The 19,765-nt window shown below is 55.5% G+C and carries 19 protein-coding genes and 1 tRNA gene; 11 read left to right on the forward strand and 9 right to left on the reverse strand.

Going from position 1 to position 19,765, the window contains the following annotated elements:
• Window positions 1–6 precede the first annotated feature (6 nt).
• The 3 genes from sodN to XM38_RS08700 all read right to left on the reverse strand — a co-directional run bounded on the left by sodN (window position 7) and on the right by XM38_RS08700 (window position 2,458).
• Complete coding sequence (sodN, locus tag XM38_RS08690; protein WP_080812012.1) at window positions 7–480, reverse strand: superoxide dismutase, Ni; 474 nt, start codon at window positions 478–480, stop codon at window positions 7–9.
• Window positions 481–657: 177 nt separating this feature from the next.
• Window positions 658–1,617 (reverse strand): alpha/beta fold hydrolase, encoded by a 960-nt coding sequence (locus XM38_RS08695; RefSeq protein WP_080812011.1) that lies wholly within the window; start codon window positions 1,615–1,617, stop codon window positions 658–660.
• Window positions 1,618–1,732: 115 nt separating this feature from the next.
• A complete protein-coding gene (locus tag XM38_RS08700; RefSeq protein ID WP_080812009.1) occupies window positions 1,733–2,458 on the reverse strand; it encodes a hypothetical protein in 726 nt (241 codons plus the stop codon).
• 217 nt (window positions 2,459–2,675) lie between these two features.
• Between XM38_RS08700 and XM38_RS08705 the strand changes: the two genes are divergently transcribed.
• Window positions 2,676–3,197, forward strand: a complete 522-nt coding sequence (locus tag XM38_RS08705; protein WP_080812007.1) for a GNAT family N-acetyltransferase — start codon at window positions 2,676–2,678, stop codon at window positions 3,195–3,197.
• Here the strand turns inward: XM38_RS08705 and XM38_RS08710 are convergent.
• Complete coding sequence (locus XM38_RS08710; RefSeq protein WP_080812006.1) at window positions 3,169–3,600, reverse strand: DUF4332 domain-containing protein; 432 nt, start codon at window positions 3,598–3,600, stop codon at window positions 3,169–3,171. The two genes, XM38_RS08705 and XM38_RS08710, sit on opposite strands and share 29 nt — an antisense overlap.
• Before the next feature lie 133 nt (window positions 3,601–3,733).
• Here XM38_RS08710 and XM38_RS08715 point away from each other — a divergent pair.
• A tRNA-Pro gene (locus tag XM38_RS08715) sits at window positions 3,734–3,807 on the forward strand.
• A 234-nt stretch (window positions 3,808–4,041) separates the two neighbouring features.
• Window positions 4,042–4,791 carry a Tic22 family protein gene (locus XM38_RS08720; RefSeq protein WP_080812004.1) on the forward strand — a complete coding sequence of 250 codons (750 nt, stop codon included), beginning with the start codon at window positions 4,042–4,044 and terminating at the stop codon, window positions 4,789–4,791.
• 274 nt (window positions 4,792–5,065) lie between these two features.
• On the opposite strand, the gene XM38_RS08725 is transcribed toward XM38_RS08720, so the two are convergent.
• From XM38_RS08725 to XM38_RS08740, 4 genes are all read right to left on the reverse strand, one after another.
• Window positions 5,066–5,770: a sugar transferase gene (locus XM38_RS08725; protein WP_080812002.1), complete on the reverse strand. Its 705-nt coding sequence runs from the start codon at window positions 5,768–5,770 to the stop codon at window positions 5,066–5,068.
• Between the two features lie 441 nt (window positions 5,771–6,211).
• On the reverse strand, window positions 6,212–7,438 hold the full coding sequence (gene coaBC, locus XM38_RS08730; RefSeq protein WP_080811999.1) for a bifunctional phosphopantothenoylcysteine decarboxylase/phosphopantothenate--cysteine ligase CoaBC: 1,227 nt from the start codon (window positions 7,436–7,438) through the stop codon (window positions 6,212–6,214).
• A 125-nt stretch (window positions 7,439–7,563) separates the two neighbouring features.
• Window positions 7,564–7,776 carry a protein IsiD gene (gene isiD, locus XM38_RS08735; protein ID WP_080811997.1) on the reverse strand — a complete coding sequence of 71 codons (213 nt, stop codon included), beginning with the start codon at window positions 7,774–7,776 and terminating at the stop codon, window positions 7,564–7,566.
• A 216-nt stretch (window positions 7,777–7,992) separates the two neighbouring features.
• Window positions 7,993–8,676: an alpha/beta hydrolase gene (locus XM38_RS08740; protein WP_225889241.1), complete on the reverse strand. Its 684-nt coding sequence runs from the start codon at window positions 8,674–8,676 to the stop codon at window positions 7,993–7,995.
• A gap of 94 nt (window positions 8,677–8,770) precedes the next feature.
• Here XM38_RS08740 and pgsA point away from each other — a divergent pair, with 94 nt between their 5' ends.
• From pgsA to purC, 4 genes are all read left to right on the forward strand, one after another.
• Window positions 8,771–9,289: a CDP-diacylglycerol--glycerol-3-phosphate 3-phosphatidyltransferase gene (gene pgsA, locus XM38_RS08745; protein ID WP_080811995.1), complete on the forward strand. Its 519-nt coding sequence runs from the start codon at window positions 8,771–8,773 to the stop codon at window positions 9,287–9,289.
• A gap of 116 nt (window positions 9,290–9,405) precedes the next feature.
• On the forward strand, window positions 9,406–10,968 hold the full coding sequence (gene lysS, locus XM38_RS08750) for a lysine--tRNA ligase (protein ID WP_080811993.1): 1,563 nt from the start codon (window positions 9,406–9,408) through the stop codon (window positions 10,966–10,968).
• 602 nt (window positions 10,969–11,570) lie between these two features.
• On the forward strand, window positions 11,571–14,087 hold the full coding sequence (locus tag XM38_RS08755; RefSeq protein ID WP_080811992.1) for an adenylate/guanylate cyclase domain-containing protein: 2,517 nt from the start codon (window positions 11,571–11,573) through the stop codon (window positions 14,085–14,087).
• A 29-nt stretch (window positions 14,088–14,116) separates the two neighbouring features.
• Window positions 14,117–14,851: a phosphoribosylaminoimidazolesuccinocarboxamide synthase gene (gene purC, locus XM38_RS08760; RefSeq protein ID WP_080811991.1), complete on the forward strand. Its 735-nt coding sequence runs from the start codon at window positions 14,117–14,119 to the stop codon at window positions 14,849–14,851.
• A gap of 220 nt (window positions 14,852–15,071) precedes the next feature.
• Here the strand turns inward: purC and XM38_RS26885 are convergent, their stop codons facing one another.
• Window positions 15,072–15,269: a hypothetical protein gene (locus XM38_RS26885; protein WP_225889242.1), complete on the reverse strand. Its 198-nt coding sequence runs from the start codon at window positions 15,267–15,269 to the stop codon at window positions 15,072–15,074.
• On the opposite strand from XM38_RS26885, the gene XM38_RS08765 reads away from it, so the two are divergent.
• The 4 genes from XM38_RS08765 (at window position 15,268) to lpxA (ending at window position 19,765) form a co-directional block, all read left to right on the forward strand.
• Window positions 15,268–17,382, forward strand: a complete 2,115-nt coding sequence (locus XM38_RS08765; RefSeq protein ID WP_225889243.1) for a BamA/TamA family outer membrane protein — start codon at window positions 15,268–15,270, stop codon at window positions 17,380–17,382. The two genes, XM38_RS26885 and XM38_RS08765, sit on opposite strands and share 2 nt — an antisense overlap.
• Window positions 17,382–18,275, forward strand: coding sequence for a UDP-3-O-acyl-N-acetylglucosamine deacetylase (gene lpxC, locus XM38_RS08770; protein ID WP_080811989.1), 894 nt, complete (start codon window positions 17,382–17,384; stop codon window positions 18,273–18,275). The genes XM38_RS08765 and lpxC overlap by 1 nt, the downstream gene beginning before the upstream one ends.
• Before the next feature lie 65 nt (window positions 18,276–18,340).
• Complete coding sequence (fabZ, locus tag XM38_RS08775) at window positions 18,341–18,859, forward strand: 3-hydroxyacyl-ACP dehydratase FabZ (protein WP_080811988.1); 519 nt, start codon at window positions 18,341–18,343, stop codon at window positions 18,857–18,859.
• 75 nt (window positions 18,860–18,934) lie between these two features.
• The gene (gene lpxA, locus XM38_RS08780) at window positions 18,935–19,765 is read left to right on the forward strand and encodes an acyl-ACP--UDP-N-acetylglucosamine O-acyltransferase (protein ID WP_088431601.1); all 831 of its coding nucleotides are present in this window, start codon (window positions 18,935–18,937) and stop codon (window positions 19,763–19,765) included.

Consider the following 19,765-nt stretch of genomic DNA (forward strand, 5'->3'; position numbering starts at 1 on the left):
TGGATACTAGCTGGCCGTGTACCAGGGAATATCACGGCTCTTAGACGTCCAGAACATGTTGTGAATCTTCTGGACTGTCTCCATGAGCTCTTGGGCATGCTGGAGGCTCACTTCTACCTTACAGGCAGAACACAGCTTGGCCGCTTTCCAGAAGGTATCGTGCAGATCAGGAAACTGCTCTAGGTGAACCGGTTTGAAATAGTCGGTCCAGAGAATTAGGACCTCATCTTTGGCAATTTGAGCCTGCTCTTCTTTGATGGCAATGTAACGGGACAGGGTGTTGTGATAGGCAATTTGTCCCCCCTTGTCACCAGCAGCCGGGAGGTCGAGATCCACGATTTTCTTGGTCATGGACAATACCGCTTCGGCGGCAATGCGGGCAGAAGACGGGTCGTAAACGCCGCAAGGGCCGTCGCAGTGAGCCTCTACGGCAGGGGCCGGAAACCAGGCCTGTAGCGTTGCGATCGCATGATTCAGCATAGTAATCACAAGATTGATTGCGTCAGAGCAGTCTTCGAAACGAGAGCAATAAATTCAGAGGGGTATGCAACCTAGACCGTCTCCATCATTCAAGCCACTGCCTTACAACAGTCACAGGAACACAGAGGCAGCCGTTGGTAGTAGCACTATCCCATGCGTATCATGGGCCAATCCCCCCTACCCATTTTTAGAGGTATTCGGGCTCTGGTGCAAGATCTCCTGACTGTCAACTCCCGAGTTGACCAATTGTTGATGGCGCACCAACAGTGCCTGAATATGCTCTGCCACCTGCTCAGGACATTCCACCATGGCCATATGACCGCACCGAGGCAACTCGATCACATTGCTGTCAACACTATCGAAGAGATGGTGAAAACTAGCTAAATGATGAACATAGCGGGGAGCCATCACCCGATCTGCCGCCCCGGCCATGAAATAAGCCGGCTGCCGTAGACTAGCCACTACCTGGGGCAAGCGATGGACTTCTGCTTCCGTGGTAGATTCCAACAAAGCCCCTAAGGCTGCTGCCTCATCCGCCTGCAATAAATCCAACAGCCGCTGCCAGCCCCAGCGATAGTCCAAGGGTCGTGCCACCATTAAACGGGTAAACGGCCAGCCCAGAAAGGGAAAATACCGTAGCCAAGCGGGACGAAATCCCACAATTTGGCGCCCTGCCTGGCGAAACCGCTCAAACTCCTGCTTTAGGTAAATCCCTCCCCCCGCATTCAGACAGATGACACCTCGCACCCGCTCTGGGTAACAGAGGGCTGTCCACAAGGCGATGCTTCCCCCCAGGGAATGGCCCACCAACCAGACCTTATTCAGCCCTAGGGTAGCTAGCAGCGTTCCTAAATCCCCAGCATAGGCGGCCAAGCTAAAGGGAGACGTAGATGCCCCTAACTCCCCTGCAACTGCCGGAATGTGGGAACAATGCTGCTGCAAATCTCCTTGGGAGTGGCCAAACCCTCGCAAATCATAGGTTAGGCATTGACACTGAGACGCCAATTGCTGAACAAGGGGACTCCAGTATCCACGGCTCAGCAACCAACCGTGGATAAACACTAAAACGGCTCCAGCAGAGGTGGGAGGCGTGAGGGAGTATTCGTGAGGTACCCCTAGAATGGTTGCACGGGTCATCCCTTAATCTTAGCGCGAGGCTGGCCCTAAAAGGCCAATAGACAGCAGTAAGCAGTAAGCAGTACACGTTCGCAGCCAGTAGGCAACGGAAGGGCCACTAGGGAGCCACGAGAAACTAGTTCATCGTGCCCAGCAGCCGAAATCGGACCCCCTCTGCAATTTTCTGGCCCAGATAGTCAGGGATCAAGCTCTCGTTCGGTCCCAATAAGTACAAAATTAGTCGGGTACGTCCCCGCCACACCAGAAGATTAGCATTCACCACCAGCAAATCTTCCTGCCAGATGGCATACATCACCTTATAGAACAGCCCCGGCTGATTATCCGCTTCAATCAATAGGGCCGGTAAGTGAAATACGGGGTCCACATAGAACTCTGTCTCCACTTCCTCTAATCCAGCGTCTAGATTGAACTCAACCGTCAGCATCTCTTCCACTTCAAAGTGGCCCGCCAACGCCTCTCGCACGGCCCGACAGACATTGTCAGCAGTAGTGCCCGCCAGGGTCTTACCGCCCCGAGACACTACTAACTTGATGAACACCAACATGGGAGGATGAATCTGCCCATATAGACTGAGGTTATGAATGGTTAAGCCATAGGCTGCCAGCACCCCGAAGATGTCACTGAGTAAAAATGACTGATTGCGATAGGCAAAATGCAGCGCACTGCGGTTGCCCTCTGGCTTTAATTCGATAATGGCTCTCTTACTCTTGTAGAGCTGATAGGCTAATCGTAGATTCTGCAGCTGAATCTCACTGCTCACAAACTGCTCATAAAACTGAGGGAATGCGCGGTTAAAGCGCTTAAGCAGTTCCAAGGTTGACGATTTCAAGCCAGCAGCCATAGGTGGGAATAGACGTCAGTTGCTTTAACACTACGCGGCAACAAGAGATTGTGCCAAGTCAGCGTACTCATGACCAAAAAGGGAGTTAGTATCTGTCCAGTCTGTCTAGTAAGGATTTTGATGGCCCAGAAGACCCTACCTCCATCGGGAGACGGTTTCGAGAAGATATACTAGTCTAGTGATTTTCCCATCCTTAATCTAAGCTGTTCACGCCTGCATGGGTTTTTGGAAGAGTCTATTTCTCGGGTCTGAGTCTGCCGCGTCGCCCAAAGGCCTGCCGTCGCGTGGCTATCTAGCCGATCTCCCCAACGCTGATGAGAACAGTCGTATCATATTTAGCACCGATCGTGATCTCGATCTCTATGAATTAGAGGAGCTCTGTGATGCCGTCGGTTGGGCCCGTCGCCCGATTCGCAAGGTGAAAAAGGCGATTCAACACAGCTTTGTCGTCGTCACCATGTGGGAAGAACGGGGAGCGCGGCGACGACTCATCGGCTTCTCGCGCGCTACCTCAGACCACGCCTTCAATGCAACTATTTGGGATGTGGTCGTCCATCCAGATTTTCAAGGCAAGGGGCTGGGCAAGGCATTGATGAAGCAACTGATTAAGACCCTGAGGAATGCAGACATCAGCAATGTCACGCTGTTTGCAGATCCTCATGTCGTCGAGTTTTACCGCAATCTAGGATTCATGCCAGACCCAGAGGGAATCAAGGGGATGTTTTGGTATCCTGACTAGCCAGCAACAGTCGGGCTTCTCGAATCCACACGGCCATCTCAGCGGGGCCAGGGCAAAGATCAGAGCGGCGTAAGGTTGCGACCTGTAGCCGCTTCACCAGGGGATGTAAGCGACTGAGAGACGTTCGTGCCAATTGGGCCACCGAAGCAATACCAGCATGCAGCAACAATCCATTGTATTGACATCCCACACTGGGTAGCCGGGCTAAGTCGGCTAACGCTATCCATTTGTTGACGTAGCGTGGGGTCAGACGCAGTGTCGTGGCTAACTGCTGACGGGTCGATTTGGCCTGGCCGTAGCTGAATAAGTCTAAGGTGGTGTGGATGCCTACTTGAGCCAGTTGATGACAGTGCTCGGGACTGAGGCCAGGCAATTCTGTCAAGTTCCAATTGGACGGGCGCATTACCATGAACTCGGAGAACAGTGGTCTAAATCTGTGCTCCGATGCTATCGCTAAACCAACGGAATAGGTGATGAGCTGATTGATAACCATTGGCCCCCATGAGAAAGCGGGCTATACTAGGGGACGAGTCTTACGGGATGTAGCGCAGCTTGGTAGCGCGCCTGCTTTGGGAGCAGGATGTCGCAGGTTCAAATCCTGTCATCCCGATTTGAAAACCGCTTAGCCAGTCCTGGTTGGTATAGTGCTAGCCAATGTACTGCTAGCCAATATAGTGCTAGCCGATGTAGAGAGTGTCCCAGTCAGCCGCAGTAGTGCTAAAAGGTTTAGTATCTTGAAAAGGCTGATGCACAGGAGCTGTTGCGGTCACTAGCTTTGGCTGAAACAGTTTCATCGTGCAGTTTTCGATGCAGTTATAGGCGCAGTTTTAGCGGTCAATACCTTATGAATACTTGGATTCGCACAGCAGTTTGGGGCTTGTTAGGTAGCACCACCCTGGGAATGGTGATAGGACAATCCGCAGCATTAGCCCTACCCCAAAGTGAAATCGTCACCAAGTTAGAGCGAGTACCCGTTTTCTTAATCCTGAATGGTGATGGGCAGCCGCTGACGGTGTCCCCTTCTGAAGAGCGCCAGGATGCTAAATTTCCTGTGGTATTCATGGATGCCCAAGAAGCTGAAGAGGCGTTGGATAACGCCCGGGAACAGGACACCAATGCTCAGATAGCACTGCTGGATCTGGGCACCCTCTATGAGCAGACCCAGACGGACGAGGGGGAAGTGCCTCTGATGTATTTCCCAGAGGAAGATGAACTGCAAGCAGCTACTACCCTCCAGGAAGAGTTTCGGGGCGTGCCCCTGTTCTTAGCCCGTCAGGGCAGCGATGGTCCCTATCTCACAATTAATCAAAATGGTCAGTCATCTCTGCCAGTCTTCTTCTCGCGGCAGGATCTGCAGTCTTTGCTGGATCGATTCTTGCAGCAAAATGCCGAGGTGACGGCTGAGGATATCTCGGTGCAGGTGCTCTCCCTGGAATGGTTGCTGCAGGCAATGCGGTCTAATGATGATCCAGCCCTAGATGAACAATTGCAGCAAATCCGTCTATTTCCCTCCTCGGATGTGCTGCAATATGTGCGATCGCAAATCGCAGAACCCGACTCAGGGGCTGACGGGGTAACCCCAGAGGCTGAATAATTACCCTCCCTAAAATCAGCAACCCTGGGGCTGACTCCGGTCAGCCCCAGAATTTTTTATGGCATTGGTCAGTCAGCTTAGAACATGACTGCCTGCTCAGTAGACTAGCCGCGGCAGGCTGATGGGTTTGCCACTGCCCAAAGCACCATGCCGGTTGCTTGGTCTAGCCCCCCTCATTCCTCGGCATGCGGCTGCAAAACCTTGGCCAAAAAAAGTCACCCGCCGTAGAGGGTGACCCTGAGATTAACGAGGTTAGGGTGAACCGATGACCTCTTTAGTAAGCTCCCTTACGGGTTAGCACCACCAAGATAGTTTGCATAATCAGGCTCAGGTCATACCAAACAGACCAGTGTTGCTGGTAGCTAACATCCATGGCAACGATCTGTTCAAAGTCATTCACTCCCGAACGCCCCTTGACTTGCCATTCCCCGGTGATGCCGGGTTTAACATGCAGCCGTTGCCAGTGATGACGGCGGTACTGCATCACCTCACTGACGGTCGGGGGACGGGTTCCCACCAAGCTCATATCCCCCATCAGCACGTTCCAGAATTGGGGGAGCTCATCGAGACTGGTGCGACGCAGAAAGCGGCCAACACGAGTGATGCGGGGATCGTTTTTGTTCTTAAAAATCAGCCCCTGAGCCTCGTTGTTGACTAAGTGCTGCAGGCGATCCGCATCGCGCACCATGGAGCGAAACTTCCAGATACGGAAGGTCTTACCCTGGTGACCACAGCGGACTTGGCTGTAAAGAATCGAACCGGGATTATCGAACTGAATTGCAATGACGATGGGGATGGCAATAATTGTCGTCAGGACCAACCCCACCAGGGCACCCACCACATCGATCAAGCGCTTCCAAGAGCTAGTCACCGATGGATGCAGAGGAGCCGCAGCCGCAGCCGACTGGGCAATCACCGGATTGGTACGACCTCCTAGTAGAGGTGAAGCATCTGCAGCTGAGGGTTGTTGAGAGGTCATTGGAATAGAAAGATTAGGACCTGTAACCACGCTCGCCTTCTGCCTCCTTAAACTCGTTAGGCATCGGTTCAGTCTTATCCTAGGGGCCAGCATTTCAGAGCTGGTTAAAATTACCGAGCAATTCGTCTAATCTTTGAACTGCCTCAGCCTAGTATGAAGCTACTACGGATTTTTACGGAGAAGATGCTAACTAGGCTACAAACATTTACGGCAGAAACCCTGATATCCGGTAAGCTGAAGCAGCCCAATGGGCACCTGCAACCAGACCAGCGACCTTTTTGGTCCCTGGGATTGCAGGATCCTTACGCTGACGAAGCCTGTATCGGTAGATGCTAAATCTTAGAGTGGCCACCGAGATTGACGGTCGCCTAGGCTACTTGACACCATCGGCCATGGCTAACGATTGCCTGCAAGCAAGCAAGGTGCTTCCCGTAATCACGCCTAGGTGGCCAAACGATGGATCAGATGATCGAACAAGTGATGGGCCAACTCCAATTTGGGACACAGCGCCATTGCCTGTTGCCCTCCATGACGATCCAACACCACCGCCTGGTTCCAATCGGAGCCAAATCCACCGGTTGGTTGATCGATTGGGTTGGCGACGATGGCATCTAACCCCTTAGCCTGGAGCTTGGCCATAGCCGCTGGAACCACCTGACCTGTTTGAGCGGCAAAGCCGATCAGGCGCTGGTGAGGCTGTTTGCGCCGGGCCAGGTCGGCGGCGATATCTGGCACTGGTAGTAAAGGCAACGCCTCGGGCAATTTAGCCTTGGGTAGTTTTTCGGGAAATGACTGGGCTGGCTTTACATCAGCGACAGCCGCCGCTAAGAAGATCCAGTCAGCCTGAGGCAAGACAGTCACCATTGCCTGCTGCATCGCCTCGGCATCGGTCACGGCAATGGTCTCAATGCCCTCTAGGGGCTGCAGCAATTCGGCGGCGACCGACCCGTGAATCAATGTCACTTGGGCCCCGCGATGGTAAGCTGCCTGAGCTAGGGCAATGCCCATCTTGCCACTGGCTGGATTGCCGATGAAGCGTACGGCATCTAGGTATTCGCGGGTACTACCGGTATTGATCACAACCCGCTGTCCGCTCAGGTCACGGTCCCCTTGGGTGTGTAGCAGAGATCGAATATGGGCCAGGATTTGAGCCGGTTCTGCTAGGCGACCCGGGCCGGTGCGATCGCAAGCCAATCGTCCGGCCCCGGGACCGACCCAGTGACTTCTGGGATCTTGTTGCAGCCGTTGCCAGTTGCGCTGGACCGAGGGTTGCCACCACATATCGGTATTCATCGCCGGGGCCAGCAATAGCGGTGCCGTCGACGCCAAAACCGTATTAGTCAACAAATTATCGGCCAATCCCAGGGCCAGCTTTGCCAGGGAATTGGCCGTCAGCGGTGCCAATACCAGCACCTCGGCCCACTCTCCCAGAGCAATGTGCAAGGGGCGAGCGTGGGTTGGCTGCCAAAAATCAGCGTCGGTGTAAGCAGGGTGGCGGCACAGGGTCGCCACCGTCAGGGGAGTGACAAATGCCTGGGCCGCCTCCGTCAGCACGGCTCGTACCTCCACCCCTTCCTTCACCAGGGTAGAAATTACCCCTACCGCCTTATAGGCAGCGATGCCCCCTCCTATGCCTATTAATACCCGCCGCGTCTGATTCAACTGCATCTTCAGCAATGGATTGCCTAATACTCTGCGGCAGACATAACACCGCCATGGACTAGAGGGCAAGGCTGCATGTATCAGGTCGCACGGACACTCCCTTATTGTCCTCTGGCGTCTGCCTTAGCGCCCTACGCCTCATCAAAGGGTTCGATATCCAGGAGGTGCCCGTAGGGAGTCGCGAGTTCTGGGCGTTGAAAGGCGATTGCCCGCAGTAAATGCCAGTCTTGCAGCCCTTCAAAGGCATTATCATAGGCGTCTTGCTCCAGGCGCTTAGCCAGCTCTGCGACGGACTCCGGTGTCATTTCGGAGATCGTCTCCTGGGACACATGTAAGGTCGTCATAACTATCCCCCTTCTATCTGCATAGCAGATGCTGTTTCACTGCTTATGCTATCGGCTAGGCACCTAGGTCATGGTGAGTTCGCGTCAATTCTTTGTAAAGTCACCTCGGCAAACCCACAAGTCCTGTCAGTCCAGCGCGAACGCTACCGTTTTTCCTGGGGGCATCTTCTAGGGTTGACCGGGGACACCGCTTGAAGCTACTAGGAAAGCCACAGGTTAGGATCGCCTTTCAGAGTCCTGAGGCTTCCCACTCAGATGAGTCAACGCTGTCCTGATTAGGGTCAATGCCTGGGGTGAAATTTCGTGCCCCATGGGTAATTCGTGGTATTGCACCGATAGCCCTGCTGCCTGTAGGGTGGCGCGCGCCTGCTGAGCTAGGGCCAGCGGCACCACTGGATCAAAAGTTCCGTGCACCATCACAATGGGGCGAGGCGTTACGGTGGCTGGCAACGGACCATGGCAGTAACCGCTGAGGATGATCAATCCGGCTAGGGGTAAGCTCAAGCCCACGTCTAGGGCCATGGCTCCCCCTTGGGAAAAGCCAGCCAGCACCGTGCGGGTTAAGGGAATACCGGAGTCCTCTGGTAACGATCGCAGCCACTGGGAAAGGCGTTGACGGCTCTCCTGCAGATCAGATTGCTGATGTAGAGCAGGGGGAGCATCGGCATTAAATTGGGCTGGCAAGTCGTACCACATTCGTCCCCCTGGGGCATAGGGATGGGCAAAGGGAGCTTCCGGGAAAGAAAAGCGCACCCCTGGCAGGGTGATGTAACTGGTGAGTCCTACCAGGTCACTGGCATTGGCGCCCCAACCGTGGAGAGCGACGACTAGCCAATCATCAGGCTGCGGAGAGGCAATGGGTAGGGAAAGGGCAGTCAGCGTCAGGGGAATCATCTCCATGAATGAAATCGCCTCTTGAAATCGCCTCTTATTGTAGAAGGGGCAGCGCCGCATTCCCGATGTATGTCCGTCCTGGGACTCCCCAGTTACCGCAATGACCCTTGCTACCAAAATTACCGCCTCACGCCTATTGGCAGTGCCACTACTGCTCTACTGGCTGCAGTCGCCGACCGCAACCGAGCAATGGCTAGCCTTGGGGATTTTTTTGCTGGCAGCGGGAACTGACTGGCTAGATGGCTATGTCGCCCGCCGCCTGAATCAAGTTTCGGATCTAGGTAAATTTTTAGACCCCCTAGTCGATAAGTTATTGGTGCTAGCCCCCTTGATAGCTTTGGTGGAGCTACGGGTATTGCCAGCTTGGGGGGTGTTTTTGATCCTGGCTCGAGAATTAGCTGTAGCGGGCTGGCGGGTAACCCCGACTCTACAGGCCGCAGGGGTGCCGGGCGCTAACCTGTGGGGAAAGGCAAAAACCGGGGTGCAAATCCTTGCCATTGCCCTGCTGCTAGCCCCGTTGCCTGCTCCCTGGCCAGACATTGCTCAGGTCAGTTTCTGGCTGGCGGTGGTGCTGACCTGGGTATCTGGGGTAGTTTATCTCTGGCCTAAATCGTCATGAGTCTCGCCGCTGGCTCTCTCTTATAATAGGAGCTTACGATTTTTCTCCAGAACCGTGATAGTAATCTGTTGGTTGCGATCGCAGGGTCTGTCGTTGCTTAGTGTTGCTTCTTACCTATGGCCTCAGATTCCATTTCATCGGATGCCCACAGTGGTTCCTCACGCGAGGACATTCGCGCCGCTCGCCTCGACAAGGTAGCGCAACTACAGCAGCTTGGTGTCAATCCCTTTGCCTATAAATGGACCACCACCCACACCGCCGCTGATTTACAGGCCAAGTATGCCGACCTAGACGCGGGGGCAGAGTTGGATGTGGAGATCTCTGTAGCAGGCCGAATTATGGCCCGGCGTGTGTTTGGTAAGCTGGCCTTCTTTGGGCTCCAGGACGAAACTGGGACCATTCAGCTCTACCTCGACAAGAAAACCATTCAACAGGGCATGGCGGACAGGGATCCCCAGGCCTTCAATCACCTGAAGCACCTCACGGATGTGGGCGATATCCTCGGCGCCCACGGCACCCTGAAGCGCACCGAGAAGGGGGAACTATCGGTGAAGGTGCAGCAGTATGCCATGTTGACTAAATCCTTGCTGCCCCTACCCGATAAATGGCATGGCCTCACCGATGTGGCCAAGCGCTATCGCCAACGCTATGTGGATTTGATCGTCAACCCCGAGGTGCGCCAGACCTTTCGCCAGCGAGCCTTGATTACTGCTGGTATCCGTCGTTACTTAGAGGATCGAGGGTTTTTAGAAATTGAAACGCCGGTGCTTCAAACCGACGCCGGAGGGGCAGAGGCGCGCCCCTTTACCACCTATCACAATGCCCTGGAGATGCCCCTCTACCTGCGCATCGCCACAGAACTGCACCTGAAACGGTTGGTCGTGGGCGGCTTTGAAAAAGTCTTCGAAATTGGCCGCATTTTTCGCAATGAAGGGGTCTCTACCCGCCACAATCCAGAATTTACCAGCGTCGAATTTTATCAGGCTTACGCCGACTACCACGATTTCATGGCACTCACTGAAGAGATGGTGGCCACCATTGCCCAAGAGGTGCTGGGAACTCTGAGCATTACCTATCAGGGTGACACCATTGACCTCAGCCCTCCCTGGCGGCGGGTAACCATGCATGAGCTGGTGCAGGCGCATACGGGGCTAGACTTTCACCAATTTGCCACTCTGGCGGAGGCCAAGGCGGCAGTCAAGCAGCTGAACTTGCATGGGGTGGAAGACTGTGACTCGCTGGGGAAGCTGCTGAATCAAGTGTTTGAGCAAACCATCGAAGCCACCTTGATTCAACCCACGTTTCTGATGGACCATCCGCTGGAAATTTCTCCCCTATCGAAGCCCCATCGCAGTAAGCCAGGAGTAGTCGAGCGGTTTGAATTATTTATCGCCGGGCGGGAGACGGCCAACGGCTTCTCGGAGCTGACCGATCCCATCGATCAACGCCAGCGGTTTGAACAGCAGGCGGCCCGCAAGGCGGCTGGCGATCTAGAAGCTCAGGGGGTGGACGAAGATTTCCTCACGGCTCTGGAGTATGGCATGCCCCCGACCTGTGGGGCTGGCATCGGTATCGATCGGCTGGTGATGTTGTTGACCGACTGTGCTAGCATTCGCGATGCGATCGCATTTCCCCTACTCAAACCCGACCGTGGCGACGACACCGAGAAAACTCCATAGCCCTGGCTCCCAAACCAGCCACTAGACCAACGGATGGTAGTCTGGACGGCTGTTCCCCCGGCCCTAAATACGGTAAACCTAAGGCAAGGAGCGGTAGCTCCCGCGAGTCTGCGAAACAGTAACGAGATCTCCACCACGGAGGTGTTGGCTGTCGGCGTGTGTTCTCATCTGTCTATGACGTTCCTCAATCTGGTCTTCCCTGATTTCCACAGAATTGCCAGAGGGTCTAGAAAAATGAGATAGGCTGAAAGCAAAAAATATCGCGTTGGCCAGATAGCTGGGGACAGTCAATATTGGTCAAGGTCCCAGCTGGTATGCCCAGGCAGAAGTAGGAAGGCAGCTTGCCCTGAGCCTTAGTCATGGGGAAGACAGCAGGAGAAATCCTGATCAATACACAGCCTTTCCGCGCGAGGCGTTCTTTCTGCCCCAGAGTACCAGCAAGCTATCTGGCGGTGACCGTACCATGCTCCTGTGGTGGTTACCCTCCCAGTTACCAGGAATGGTTCTCTGGGTACCTTTAGGTTGATGTTGTTAGCCTCCAGATTGGCTTAGAGGCTGCTTCTAGCGCTCCCACCGTTGACTGCCCTCGTGCAAACGACACCATGGCCACGCCTAACTCCCGCAGCATGCTTGCCGTCTTGTCTCAAGTTGATCAGCGAGGCAGCTTGACTCGCCGTGTCAAAGACCTGCCCGCGCCTCAGTTTGTCGATCTGCTGCAACAGATCACCAGCGAATTCGAGCATTTCCTCAAGGCCATCGATATGATCAATAACGAGGCCTTAGAGACAATGCTGGAGCAGATTCTAGAGGCCTTCACCCTGAAAATTGGTCAGATCTTACAGGCAGAACGCACCACCATCTTCATGGTGGATCACAACAAACACGAGCTATGGTCCAAGATTGCCCAAGGGGACAATGAAGAAGCCCTAGAAATTAGAGTTCCCATGGGGAAGGGCATCGCCGGCTACGTGGCCGATACCGGCGAGTATCTGAATGTGCCCGATGCCTATGCCGATGAACGGTTTGATTCCACCGTCGACCAACGCACCGGCTATCGCACTCGCCACATTCTCTGCATGCCCCTGTCGAACAAGCACGGTCAAGTGGTGGCGGTGGTGCAGCTGCTGAATAAGCTGTCCGGCTTGCCCTTCGACCACGAAGACGAGCAGCGCTTTCGCGAGTATGCCTCCCACATCGCCGTCATTCTGGAGAGCTGCAATTCCTTCTATATCGCCGCCCGCAACCAAAAAGGGGTATCGGCTCTGCTGACGGCGATCTCGTCTCTAGAGCAGAGTCTAGACTTGGAGAAAACCCTGCAGTCGGTGATGGCAGAAGCCCGTAAACTGATGCAGGCCGATCGCAGTACCCTGTGGCTAGTCGATGACGAGAGGCGGGAACTGTGGTCGAAGGTAAAATCGGCCGATGGCCAGTCGATGATCGAGTTGCGGTTGCCTATGGACAAGGGCATTGTCGGCTATGTGGCCAACACCGAAGAGCCCCTGAATATCCCCAATGCCTACGAGGATCCCCGCTTCGATCGGAGCTCCGATGAGCGCACCGGCTATCAAACCCGCAATATTCTCTGCATGCCGGTGAAAGACTCTAATAATCGGCTGATTGGTGTCACCCAGCTGATCAATAAGCACCAAGGCAACTTCACCAGCTATGACGAAGAGTTTATGCGGGCCTTTAATATCCAGGCCGGGATTGCCCTAGAGAATGCCACGCTGTTCGAGAAGGTACTGTTGGAGAAGCAGTACCAGAAGGACATGCTCCAGAGCCTCTCCGACGCCGTCATCTCGACGGACATGGACGGTTGCATCGTCACCATCAATGATGCTGCCCTGGAGCTACTGGGTTGCGCCTTGAGTGATGAGGGCGACCGCGAGCATTGGCAACAGCAGCTGCTGGGTCGCCGAGTGTGGGAGGTAATTCCGATTGAAGCGATTCAGTTTCGCCTCAATGACAGCCTTACGCACGGGGCAAAGCACTACGTGCCAGAACAGACTCTGCGCGTCGGGCTGATTACGGCAGCCCCTGACCAGGTTGCTTTACTCGCTATTCCCGACGCCGACAGCCAGCGATTTTGGCCCTGGGGCACCCTGACTGCTGAGGCTTACAGCAGAGAGCAGGTGACTCTGTTGGAGCGCAGTCTCAATCTCACCGTCAACCCGCTTACCAATCCAGAGGGAGGGGTGCGAGGCGGCCTGGTGGTCTTGGAAGATATCAGCCAGGAAAAGCGGATCAAGACAACCCTCTACCGCTACATGACCCCGAACGTTGCCGAACGGGTCATGGCCCTGGGAGATGACCACCTGATGAAAGGGGAGCGGCGGGAAGTTACCGTGTTGTTCTCCGACATTCGCGGCTACACCACCCTGACGGAGAATCTGGAAGCCGACAAGGTGGTGGAACTGCTCAATGCCTACTTTGAGACCATGGTAGAGGCGGTGTTTAATTGGGAGGGCACCCTCGATAAGTTTATCGGCGATGCTCTGATGGCAGTGTTTGGAGCCCCCCTGCCGTTACAGAACCACGCCTGGGCCGCTGTGCAATCAGCCCTGGATATGCGGCAGCGGTTGGCGGCCTTTAATTGCGATCGCATCCGGCAGCAACAGCCCAAGATCCACATTGGCATCGGCATTAGCTCTGGGGAAGTGGTCTCTGGCAACATTGGCTCTCACCGCAAGATGGAATATACCGTCATCGGCGACGGAGTCAACCTCAGCGCCCGCCTGGAAGGGGCCACCAAAGAATACGGTTGTGATATCGTCCTCAGTGAGCACACCTACGAACTCTGCAAGGACCAAATCTGGGTACGGGAGCTCGATCGCACCCGAGTCAAGGGCAAAATGCGACCGGTCAACCTCTACGAATTGATCGCCCATCGCGATGATCCCCTGGATGCTACCACCCGAGAGTTTCTAGACATTTACCGTCAGGCTCGGCGGGCCTACACTGATATGTGCTTCCCAGAGGCCATCCAGCTCTTTCAAGCGGCCGCCCAACTGAGACCAACAGATCGGGCCGTGGCCGTTCACCTGAATCGGGCCCAAGCCTACCTGCGCACCCCACCCCCCGAGGGTTGGGATGGTGTCCATGTGATGACCAGCAAGTAGATAAGATGGGGGATACGTTTGGAGGCCCTATGTCTACCCGTCAAGCCCGCTATGAGGGCAAGGCTAAAATTCTCTACGCCACCGATGACCCCACCGTCTTTATCAGCCATTTCAAGGATGACGCCACGGCCTTCAATGCCCAAAAACGGGGCACGATTCTCGATAAAGGCCATGTCAACTGTGCGGTGTCGACGCGGCTGTTTCAGTGGTTAGAGGCCCATGGCATCGCCACCCACTGGATTGAAACCATTTCAGAGCGGGACATGCGGGTACGGGCCGTGACCATCGTGCCGCTAGAGGTGGTGGTGCGCAATCGGGCCGCCGGTAGCCTCTGTAAACAGACGGGGCTGCCCCTAGGCAGCGAGTTGGTGCCGCCATTGGTGGAGTTTTATCTAAAAAACGATGCCCTCGGCGATCCGTTGCTGACGCCGGATCGGTTGCGGCTACTGACAGTTGCCTCCGAGGACCAGGTGCAGGAACTGCGGCGATTGGCCCTAGCTGTCAATAGCTTGCTGCTTGAGTTCTTCCGACGGTGCGACATTCTGTTGGTAGATTTTAAGTTGGAGTTTGGCCTGGATCCGCAGCAGCGGTTGGTACTGGCCGATGAGATCAGTCCTGATACCTGTCGGCTGTGGGATTGTCGGGTGACTGACCCCTGCGATCGCATCCTGGACAAAGATCGCTTCCGCCAAGATCTCGCTCAGGTAGAGGCTGCCTATCAACAGGTGCTAGATCGGGTACTGGCACAGTCGATCGAACGTTGACTGCGGCGATGGGGTAGAATTTGTCCGTTTAGTACCCAATTTATCCGTTTGTTAAGACTACGGGGTTTCCCGGTATACCACATTGGCCCCATAGCTGAAACCGCGTGGACTGGTTTGCAGTCGATGCGCTGGGAGCTATCTGGCGGTCAATCGCCTCAAGCTTGATGGCGGTTACTCTCGTGGCGGGAAGTCTTGGGTGGTGTGGACATATAGGCAGGTTTTAGAGGATGCGCCTTTCCCCAACGCTTTTAGCAGTATTAACCGTATCAGCCGCCTGGGGGATCGCTCCCGAGGCCAATGGGCAGAGTTCATCCCCGTCGATGCGAGACAGAGACTCTGTTGTCAACATGGTAAAGTCGGTCCCGCGGGCAGCGGCCAATGCTGCTGAGACAGTACATCCCTCAACTAGGGCAACCATGCCGGAGATCTTAGCGGCATCTGCCCCGGTAGCCCAACGGATCCCTCCCGAGGAGGTCGAGGACTCGCTACCCACCGACGATACCCCGGAGCCAGAGCCAGAAGTGGAGCCAGAACCAGGGCCTGTCCCGGAGCCAGAACCTTTCCCGGAGCCAGAACCTGTCCCGGACCCAAGGCCTGTCCCGGACCCAAGGCCTGTCCCGGACCCAAGGCCTGTCCCGGATCCAGAGCCTGTCCCGGACCCAGAACCTGCCCCAGAACCAGAACCAGAGCCCACCCCCCAACCACCAGGTGCGCCCGAATCGGACCCCGAAGACGAGCAGCCGGCAGAAGCTCCGGCGGAACCACGAGTATTGGTAGCTGAGCTACAGGTGGAAAGCACTGGGCAGCCGCTAACGGATGAGCTAGAGCAGGCGGTGTATGGTGCCATCTCTACTCGCCCGGGGCGCACCACCACCCGCACCCAACTGCAGCAAGATATCAACGATATTTTTGCCACCGGGTTCTTCGCCAATGTTCAAGCCGAACCGGAAGATACTCCCTTAGGGGTGCGAGTTACCTTCCTGGTTGAACCGAACCCAGTGCTGACCGACGTGCGGGTAGTGGGCAGCGAGGTACTACCAGAAGACGTCGTGGATGAGATTTTCAGCCCTCAGTACGGCGATATCCTCAACCTGATTGATTTCCAAGACGGCATTCTGGAGCTGAACCAGTGGTATCAAGACAACGGGTATGTCTTGGCCCAGGTGGTCTCGGCGCCTAGGGTAAACCCCAATGGCGTCGTTACCCTGGAGGTGGCTGAGGGCGTCATCGAAGATATTCAGGTGCGCTTCCGAAATTCCGAAGGGCAGTTGCGAGATGAGGAGGGCAATCCCATCGACGGTCGCACCCACGACTACATCATTCTGCGGGAGATGGAGACAGAGCCTGGGGATGTGTTTCGTCAGGACCAGGTGCGAGAAGATCTTAGCAATGTCTTTGGCTTAGGCATCTTCGACGATGTGCGCCTGGCCTTAAACCCCGGCCAAGAAGATCCCCGTAAGGTGACGGTCATTGTTGATATTACCGAGCGGGCTACTGGCTCCGTCGCCGCCGGGGCTGGCTTCAACTTCCGCGGCGATATCTTTGGCACGGTCAGCTACCGTCAGGACAACTTCGGCGGCAATAATCAAAAGTTTTCTGCTGAAGCCCAGCTTAGCTTCGACGATTTACTGTTTGACCTAAGCTTTACTGACCCTTGGATTGCTGGGGATCCCCATCGCACTTCTTATACCGTGAATGGCTTTGCCCGCCGCTCCACATCCTTGGTCTTCGATGGCGGCGACAATGAGATCGACCTAGCCAACGGTGACGACGTGCGCATTCGTCGCCTAGGCAGTGGTATTAGCTTTAGCCGTCCTTTGGGAAATGGCTGGCGAGCCTCCCTGGGCACAGAGTATCAACGGGTCTCTAGTCGCGATGAAGATGGCAACCGGGTCACCGAAGATGCCGCCGGCAATCCCTTGACCATCAGTGATAGTGGCGCCGACGATCTCTGGACGGTACAGCTAGGCGCTGTTCAGGACCGCCGTAACAATGCGCAGAACCCGACCCAGGGCAGCATTTTGCGGTTATCAGGGGAGCAATCTATTCCCATCGGTTCAGGTAGCATTTTCTCGACCCGACTGCAGGCCAGTTATAGCTACTACGTTCCTGTCAGTTTTACCAATTTCACCGATGGCCCCGAGGCCTTGGCCTTTAATGTGCAAACGGGCACCTTCTTGGGGGATGTCCCGCCCTATGATGCCTTTACCCTGGGGGGCACCAATTCGGTCCGGGGCTATGATGAGGGAGACTTGGGGTCTGGTAGTCGGTTCCTGCAGGCCAGTGTAGAATATCGGTTCCCGGTCTTTTCCTTCATCGGCGGGGCATTATTTGTCGATGCCGGCACCGATCTGGGCAGTTCAGACAATGTACCCGGAGATCCGGCGGGCGATCGGGGCAAGCCTGGCAACGGTTTTGGCTATGGGGCTGGAGTGCGGGTGCAGACGCCCATCGGTCCCATTCGGATCGACTATGGCATTAATGATGAGGGCGATACTCGTATCCACTTTGGTATCGGAGAGCGTTTCTAATGCTAGGGTCACCGGCCTCATTCCTATCCCCAGGGTCCCCTGGGGCCCTGTTAAGGCCCCAGGGGACCCTGGCAACTTCCTTTGAACGCACCGGCATTGGCCTCCACTCGGGACAGCAAACTACAGTGCGGGTGATGCCGGCCCCAGTCAATAGCGGTCGGTGGTTTGTGCGGCGGGATCTGCCCCAGGTGGCTGAGATTCCGGCAACGGTAGCAGCGGTGCAGCAGACCCAGCTCTCCACCGAGTTAGGTGGCGGGGGGGCTGCAATCCGCACCGTGGAGCATCTGCTGGCTGCGCTGACGGCCATGGGCATCGACAATGGGCGCATCGAGATGGATGGGCCAGAGGTGCCTTTATTAGATGGCTCGGCTCGAGAGTGGGTGCTGGCCATTGAGGCGGCCGGTCGGATCTCTCAGGGAGACCCGCGGGCAATCCTACGAGTAACTCACCCTACCTGGATTCATCGGGGCGATGCCTTTGTGGCGGCCTTGCCAGCAGAAACCCCGCGGTTTACCTATGGCATCGACTTCGATCTGGCAGCCATTGGTAATCAGTGGCACAGTTGGGCGCCAGGAGCAGGAGAGGCTTTTCAAGATGCGATCGCACCGGCCCGCACCTTTGGTCTAGCCGATCAAATCGAGCAGCTGCGGGCTATGGGCCTGATTCAAGGAGGCAGCCTAGACAATGCGCTGGTCTGCGGTTCGGAAGGCTGGCTGAACCCGCCCTTGCGCTTTGCCAACGAACCAGTGCGCCATAAGTTGCTAGATTTAATTGGCGATTTGAGCCTATTGGGAACGCTACCCCAGGCCCATGTTGTAGCCTACAAAGCAAGTCATCAATTGCATGTGCAATTGGTAAAGACACTAGTTGATCAGGGGATAGCTGGTTCCTAGCGCCGTCTAGTGGGAGAATCAGGTAAGCCAGAAGAGCCCCTCCTGGCCTTATTGAAGCGGATGGTATGACAACGGTGGTTAACGTTAATTCGTCTCATCAGACAATTTCGGCAGACTTAGCTGGCCAGCCCTGTGCCCAGGAGCCAGAACAGCAGCAGATGTTTACTCTGGAAGATATCCAGGCGATTCTGCCCCATCGCTATCCCTTCGCCCTGGTGGATCGCATTATCGAATATGTGCCCGGCCAGCGAGCCGTGGGCATCAAAAATGTTACCTTCAATGAGCCTCACTTTCAGGGCCATTTTCCCGGTCGGCCAATTATGCCGGGAGTCTTGATTGTGGAAGCGATGGCTCAAGTAGGCGGCATTATTCTGACCCAAATGCCGGACGTGACGGGATTATGCATGTTTGCCGGTATCGATAAGGTGCGGTTTCGGCGACCGGTTGTGCCTGGGGATCAGCTGGTGATGACCACTGAGCTCACCCACATTAAGGGAAAGCGCTTTGGCAAAATGCGGGCCCGGGCCGTGGTAGATGGACAGTTAGTCTGTGAAGGAGATCTAATGTTTTCCGTGGTGGACTGAACCAGGCCTGATGGGGCTGCTATCCTGCTATTTCATGCATCCTAGCGAACTTCTCTGGTCTCCGGAGGCATGTCTTTGACTACGCTGATTCATCCAACGGCTGTAATTTATCCCGGGGCAGACCTACACCCGAGTGTTAAGGTCGGACCCTATGCCGTCATTGGTGAAAAAGTCAAGATCGGAGCCGAGACCGAAATCGGAGCCCACGTCATCCTCGATGGCCACACCGAAATTGGCAGCCATAACCGTATCTTTCCAGGGGCTGCCATTGGCCTAGAGACTCAGGATTTGAAATACGACGGCTCCATGAGCCAAGTCAAGATTGGCAATAACAATCGCATTCGGGAATATGTCACCATCAACCGGGCGACACACGCCGGAGAAGCCACCCTAATCGGTGACAACAACTTGCTGATGGCCTACGTGCATGTAGCCCATAACTGCGTCATTGGTGACCAGGTGATCATTGCCAATTCTGTGGCTCTAGCGGGCCATGTCGAGGTGGAGTCCAACGCCGTGATCGGGGGCATGCTGGGGGTGCATCAGTTTGTCCATATTGGCTGCTACGCCATGGTGGGGGGGATGAGCCGGGTAGATCGCGATGTGCCTCCTTACATGGTGGTGGAGGGCCATCCCTGCCGGGTGCGAGGGCTGAATAAGGTGGGGCTGCGGCGCTCGGGCATTGCCGAAATAGGCAATGGTAAGGTACTGCGAGAGCTGAAGCAGGCCTACCGCCTGCTCTACCGCTCCCAGGAATCCTTCGAGATAGCCCTGGCCAAATTGGATCAGTTCACCAGTGAACAAACCTGCCATCTGCGGGACTTTCTACACGCCTCCCAGCAGCCAGGGCGTCGAGGTAGTTTGCCGGGGCATCGGGGGGGCACGGCGGACTCCCCTGAGGATTGA

This window comes from Halomicronema hongdechloris C2206, assembly GCF_002075285.3.
Lineage (GTDB): Bacteria > Cyanobacteriota > Cyanobacteriia > Phormidesmidales > Phormidesmidaceae > Halomicronema_B > Halomicronema_B hongdechloris.